The sequence below is a fragment of the Streptomyces beihaiensis genome (assembly GCF_026274175.1).
GTDB classification, from domain to species: domain Bacteria; phylum Actinomycetota; class Actinomycetes; order Streptomycetales; family Streptomycetaceae; genus Streptomyces; species Streptomyces beihaiensis.
Genome location: NZ_JAPHNL010000147.1, coordinates 1 through 5,185 on the forward strand (window position 1 = coordinate 1; position 5,185 = coordinate 5,185).

7 protein-coding genes, 1 pseudogene and 1 riboswitch are annotated in these 5,185 nt (G+C 70.9%); of the genes and pseudogenes, 3 read left to right on the top strand and 5 right to left on the bottom strand.

Going from position 1 to position 5,185, the window contains the following annotated elements; genetic code table 11:
• The 5 genes and pseudogenes from OFY01_RS14975 to OFY01_RS14995 form a co-directional block, all read right to left on the bottom strand.
• Positions 1–183: pseudogene (locus OFY01_RS14975) on the bottom strand (urease accessory protein UreF); the annotation flags it as partial.
• A 20-nt stretch (positions 184–203) separates the two neighbouring features.
• Positions 204–1,925, bottom strand: coding sequence for an urease subunit alpha (locus tag OFY01_RS14980; protein ID WP_266600073.1), 1,722 nt, complete (start codon positions 1,923–1,925; stop codon positions 204–206).
• Positions 1,918–2,229 (bottom strand): urease subunit beta, encoded by a 312-nt coding sequence (locus OFY01_RS14985; protein ID WP_266600075.1) that lies wholly within the window; start codon positions 2,227–2,229, stop codon positions 1,918–1,920. Before OFY01_RS14985 ends, OFY01_RS14980 begins: the two co-directional genes overlap by 8 nt.
• A 10-nt stretch (positions 2,230–2,239) precedes the next feature.
• Complete coding sequence (locus tag OFY01_RS14990; RefSeq protein ID WP_266600077.1) at positions 2,240–2,542, bottom strand: urease subunit gamma; 303 nt, start codon at positions 2,540–2,542, stop codon at positions 2,240–2,242.
• A 227-nt stretch (positions 2,543–2,769) separates the two neighbouring features.
• The gene (locus OFY01_RS14995) at positions 2,770–3,060 is read right to left on the bottom strand and encodes a type II toxin-antitoxin system Phd/YefM family antitoxin (RefSeq protein ID WP_266600079.1); all 291 of its coding nucleotides are present in this window, start codon (positions 3,058–3,060) and stop codon (positions 2,770–2,772) included.
• A gap of 96 nt (positions 3,061–3,156) precedes the next feature.
• On the opposite strand from OFY01_RS14995, the gene OFY01_RS15000 reads away from it, so the two are divergent.
• From OFY01_RS15000 to OFY01_RS15010, 3 genes are all read left to right on the top strand, one after another.
• The gene (locus tag OFY01_RS15000; RefSeq protein ID WP_266600081.1) at positions 3,157–3,792 is read left to right on the top strand and encodes an ATP-dependent Clp protease proteolytic subunit; all 636 of its coding nucleotides are present in this window, start codon (positions 3,157–3,159) and stop codon (positions 3,790–3,792) included.
• 7 nt (positions 3,793–3,799) lie between these two features.
• The gene (locus OFY01_RS15005; RefSeq protein ID WP_266600083.1) at positions 3,800–4,108 is read left to right on the top strand and encodes a hypothetical protein; all 309 of its coding nucleotides are present in this window, start codon (positions 3,800–3,802) and stop codon (positions 4,106–4,108) included.
• A 395-nt stretch (positions 4,109–4,503) separates the two neighbouring features.
• A riboswitch (cyclic di-AMP (ydaO/yuaA leader) is annotated at positions 4,504–4,636 on the top strand.
• A 3-nt stretch (positions 4,637–4,639) separates the two neighbouring features.
• The gene (locus OFY01_RS15010; RefSeq protein WP_266600085.1) at positions 4,640–5,113 is read left to right on the top strand and encodes a C40 family peptidase; all 474 of its coding nucleotides are present in this window, start codon (positions 4,640–4,642) and stop codon (positions 5,111–5,113) included.
• The last annotated feature ends 72 nt before the right edge of the window (positions 5,114–5,185 follow it).

A 5,185-nucleotide genomic window follows, 5' to 3' on the forward strand; every position in this document is an offset into this window, starting at 1 on the left:
GGCCGCCGCGAGGGCCGCCGCGACGGCGCCGCTGGTGTGCAGGCGCCCCCGGCAGAACTCCTCCAGGCTCGCGGCGTCGGTGACGCGTCCCGCCTTCACCGCGGCCTCCGCCCCGCCGGAGTGGGCGTGCCCTCCGGCGGGGAAGCGGCCGTCGGCCAGGACGAGCAGTGCTGAACGTGACACGGCGGCCGTACCGTCGCCGCTCAGAACAGGAAGTACCGCTGGGCGAGCGGCACTTCGACGGCGGGGGCGGGCTCGACGAGTTCGCCGTCGATGGTGACCGCGAACGAGTCCGGGGCCACCTCGACGCGCGGCAGGGCGTCGTTGTTCCGCATGTCTGCCTTGGTGCGGCCGCGCGTCGAGCGGATCGGCACGAACGCCCGGCCGAGGCCGAGCCGCTGCGGCAGTCCGTCCTCGATCGCCGCCTCGGCGACGAAGTTGAACGAGTTGGCGGCCGGGGCCGCGCCGTGTGCGCCGAACATCGGCCGGGGCAGCACCGGCTGGGGGGTGGGGATGGACGCGTTGGCGTCGCCCATCTGCGCGTACGCGATCTGCCCGCCCTTGAGGACCACCTGCGGTTTGACGCCGAAGAACCGCGGGTCCCACAGGACGAGATCGGCGAGCTTGCCGGGCTCGACGGAACCGATCTCGTGGTCCACGCCCTGGGCGACGGCCGGGTTGATGGTGTACTTGGCGACGTAGCGGCGGGCGCGCTGGTTGTCGGCGCGGGTGTCGCCGGGCAGGGAGCCGCGTCTGCGCTTCATGACGTGGGCGGTCTGCCAGGTCCGCATGACGACCTCGCCGATGCGGCCCATGGCCTGCGAGTCCGACGACATGATCGAGATGGCGCCCATGTCGTGGAGGATGTCCTCGGCCGCGATGGTGGTGGGCCGGATCCGGGACTCGGCGAAGGCGAGGTCCTCGGGGACGGCGGGGTTGAGGTGGTGGCAGACCATCAGCATGTCGAGGTGTTCCTCGACGGTGTTGACGGTGTGCGGCCGGGTCGGGTTGGTGGAGCTGGGCAGGATGTTGGGCAGCGACACCGCGGTGATCATGTCGGGGGCGTGGCCGCCGCCCGCGCCCTCGACGTGGTAGGCGTGCAGGGTCCGCCCGCCGATCGCGGCGAGGGTGTCCTGGACGAAACCGGCCTCGTTCAGGGTGTCGGTGTGGACGGCGAGTTGGGCGCCCGACTCCTCGCACACGTTGAGGCACGCGTCGATGGTGGCGGGGGTGGCGCCCCAGTCCTCGTGGATCTTGAATCCGAGGATGCCGCCGCGCAGCTGCTCGCGCAGGGCCGCAGCGGACGTCGTGTTGCCCTTGCCGAGGAAGCCGACGTTGACGGGCAGGCTCTCCATTGCGGCGAACATCCGGGCGACGTGCCAGGAGCCGGGCGTGACGGTGGTCGCCTTGCTGCCCTCGGCAGGTCCGGTGCCGCCGCCGATGAGGGTGGTGATGCCGGAGGCGAGGGCCTCGTCGACGATGGTCGGCGAGATGAAGTGGATGTGCGCGTCGATGGCGCCGGCGGTGACGATCTTGCCGTTGCCCGCGATGATCTCGGTGCTCGGGCCGATGACGAGGTCCGGGTGGACGCCGTCCATGGTGTCGGGGTTGCCCGACTTGCCGATGGCGGTGATACGGCCGTCGCGGATGCCGATGTCGGCCTTGACGACACCCCAGTGGTCGAGGACGACGGCGCCGGTGATGACCGTGTCCGGGGTGCCGTCGGCGCGGGAGGCGTGGGACTGGCCCATGGACTCGCGGATGACCTTGCCGCCGCCGAACACGGCCTCGTCGCCGGAGCGTCCGGGGCCGCCGCAGCGGTCCTCCTCGATCTCGACGAGCAGGTCGGTGTCGGCGAGGCGGACGCGGTCGCCGGTGGTGGGCCCGAACAGGTCCGCGTAAGCGGCACGGGACAGCTCAGGCATCGAGGGCACCTCCGGTCTCGCCGCGCAGGCCGGTGACGACGCGGTCGCCCGCGAGGGGGACGAGTTCGACGTCGACGGGGATGCCGGGCTCGAAGCGGACGGCGGTCCCCGCGGCGATGTTGAGCCGCTTGCCGCGGGCGGCGGCGCGGTCGAAGTCGAGACCGGGGTTGGCCTCGGCGAAGTGGTAGTGGGAGCCGACCTGGACGGGCCGGTCGGCCGCGTTGAGCACGGTCATGCGGGTGGACTCGCGGCCCTCGTTGTACACGACCGGTTCCTCTGCGAAGAGGATCTCTCCGGGAATCATCGCACCGCCCCTAGACGATCGGCTCGTGGACGGTGACGAGCTTGGTGCCGTCCGGGAAGGTGGCTTCGACCTGCACGTCGTGGATCATCTCGGGGATGCCTTCCATGACGTCGTCGCGGCTGAGCAGCTTCCGGCCCGATGACATGAGTTCGGCGACGGTGCGGCCGTCTCGGGCGCCCTCGAGGATGTGCGAGGTGATCAGCGCGACCGCCTCGGGATGATTGAGCCGCAGACCCCGGGCCCGGCGTTTCTCGGCCACGTCGGCAGCCACATGGATGAGCAGTCTCTCCTGCTCGTGCGGGGTCAGTTGCACGCGTCCCACCTCACAGTCCAACACTTCCGGCCCGTGCGGGAACCGGCTGTCGCGGCCACCACGACAGGCATAGATGTAACACACATCAAATACGCCCGACCGGGCGCACTGGGTATACCAAAACGCCTGGTGGCGCGGGGGTGAAGGTTAGATCGACGGAGTTTCAGGGACGTTAACCACGCCTTGACCGCTCCTTGATCGAGGGGTGACCCCTCGCATACGCGCGGTCAGCCGACCTCGGGGCCGCGGTGTTCCGCCGCGATACCGAACCTCTGCCGTTCGCCGGGGGCGGACGTGAGCGAGCCGATCCGGGAGACCGAGCTGATCACCGGCTCCTGCGCGGGGTCCGTCGCGGGTTCCGCCGCCACTTCGAGTCGTTCCAGGTCGGCGGCCGAGACCAGGGCGACCAGAGGCTTGCCGTGCCGGGTCACGACGACGCGCTCGCCGCCGTACACCACGCGATTGATCAGTTCGGCGAGCTCAGCCCTGGCTTGCGTCACCGGAATCTCGTAGGCCATGCTCCCCATCGTACGTCATGTACGTCCTGTACATTTTTTACGTGAGCGGCTCCCCGAGCGGAGGGGCGCCGCGCGAGCCCAGGAGGCGCGAGCACCATGACCCGTCCGTCCGGCCGATACGTCCTGCCCGAGTTCACCGAGCGCACCGCCTCCGGGCAGCGCACGCTCGATCCGTACGCCAAGCTCCTGGAGGAGCGCATCGTCCTCCTCGGCACACCCGTCGACGACACCGCGGCCAACGACGTGATGGCGCAGTTCATGCACCTGGAGTACCTGGCGCCGGACCAGGACATCTCGCTGTACATCAACTCGCCGGGCGGCTCGGTCAGCGCGATGACGGCGATCTACGACACGATGCAGTACGTCAGCTGCGAGGTGGAGACGACCTGCCTCGGCCAGGCCGCGTCGGTCGCCGCGGTACTGCTGGCCGCCGGGGCGCCGGGCAAGCGCATGATCCTTCCGGGCGCCCGGGTGGTGCTCGAGCAGCCGTCGATGCCGGAGCCCGCCCAGGGCCAGCCCACCGACCTGGAGATCTACGCGCGAGAACTGGTGCGTATGCGGGCCCAGTTGGAGCAGCTGCTCGCAGGCCACTCGGGACGTACACGCGAGCAGGTGGCCGCGGACATCGAGCGGGACACGGTGCTGACCGCCGAGCAGGCCCTCGCTCACGGCCTGGTGGACGGGGTCGTGCACAACCGCGGGGCCGTCACGAGCGCGCGGTTCGGGAAGTGAGGGGCCGATGTATCCACCGGAACCGCCGCCGCTGCCCGCGCTGACCCGGGCCGAGGCCGCCCTGATCGACGCCTATCTGGAGGTGGTCGACATGGTCGCGCGGATCAACCCGGCACGCGGCGACGACACCTACCGGGGGCTGCGGGCGGCGCAGGCGCTGGTCGGGCGGGCGACGGACTTGCGGGACGCCCTGAACCTGATGCACCAGCGGGGCGAGAGCGAGGTGCACGCCCGGACGCTGGCGCGGGCGCTGCGCGTACTGGACGGGGAGCGGCGGACGCGGCGGGTCACCTTGCCGCCGGAAACAGTCAGTTGAGGTCGCCCGGCAGTGGCGAAACGCTCAATCCCGGTCCCAAACGACCCGGACGAGGGACCCTCGGACGGCGTAATCAGGGCCGTGCCGTCCGGTGCGCCGGGGTTGCGTCCCACCGGCGGGTTCCGGCCGGGCGAGACGGTTCCGCCGCTGGTCCCGGGCCCGCCGAAGGGCTACGCATGTACCTGAACAGGCCAACGGATACCTGAACGGACGAAAAGTGACGAGATTCACTTATCGCCGGTTCTGCGCGGTCGTGGCGGCCTCGGCGCGTGAAGATCTCTGCGACGACAAGCCCCCGCCGCCGTGGTGGGGCGGTCCACGCGGACGCCGAGTCCTGCCGCCGCGCGGGCGCCAGGTCGACAGATGTGGATCGGCAGGAGTGGAGGACCCAGCACGACGGGTCCGCGCCGCGCCTCGCCGGGGGCGGAGCGCGACGGGCCCTTGGGGTGAAGCCGTGTAGTGCGGCCGGGCATCTTCGCCTGCCCGAATCCGACAGGTCATCCTTCACAGGCGGCTGACGAAGGGTTGCGCATGACCCCGCTCAATCGTGTCCCCTTGCTGCTCAGCCGGGCCGGCACCGCCTCGGCCCTCACGTTCGTCGTCGCCGGGGCCGCCATCACGGTCCCCGGCGTCGCTCCCCGGGCGTCCGCCGCCACGGTCGCCATCGAGGCTCTGCACATCGCCGCGTCGAAGAAGGGCTCCCCCTACCAGTGGGGCGCCACGGGTCCGCACCGTTTCGACTGCTCGGGGCTGACCCTCTACTCGTTCAAGCGCGCGGGCAAGAAGCTCCCCCGCACCGCCGCCCAGCAGTACAACAAGAGCCACCATGTGGCCTCGTCCCACCGCCGCCGCGGGGACCTGGTCTTCTTCCACTACGGCCGCAGCGTCTACCACGTCGGGATCTACGCGGGCAAGGGCCGGATCTGGCACGCGCCCAAGACGGGGGCGGTGGTCCGCAAGGAGAAGATCTGGACACGCAGCGTCTGGTACGGACGGGTCCGCTGAGGCTCAGGTCTCCCAGGACCGGGACCTGGCGAGCTCGCCAGGTCCCGTCAGGTCCGGCGGGGCCACTGGGCC

Bases quoted from the DNA above. Each gene is read 5' to 3' on its own strand.
- OFY01_RS14980 (WP_266600073.1), bottom strand. From the start codon at position 1,925: ATGCCTGAGCTGTCCCGTGCCGCTTACGCGGACCTGTTCGGGCCCACC.
- OFY01_RS14985 (WP_266600075.1), bottom strand. From the start codon at position 2,229: ATGATTCCCGGAGAGATCCTCTTCGCAGAGGAACCGGTCGTGTACAAC.
- OFY01_RS14995 (WP_266600079.1), bottom strand. From the start codon at position 3,060: ATGGCCTACGAGATTCCGGTGACGCAAGCCAGGGCTGAGCTCGCCGAA.
- OFY01_RS15000 (WP_266600081.1), top strand. From the start codon at position 3,157: ATGACCCGTCCGTCCGGCCGATACGTCCTGCCCGAGTTCACCGAGCGC.
- OFY01_RS15005 (WP_266600083.1), top strand. From the start codon at position 3,800: ATGTATCCACCGGAACCGCCGCCGCTGCCCGCGCTGACCCGGGCCGAG.
- OFY01_RS15010 (WP_266600085.1), top strand. From the start codon at position 4,640: ATGACCCCGCTCAATCGTGTCCCCTTGCTGCTCAGCCGGGCCGGCACC.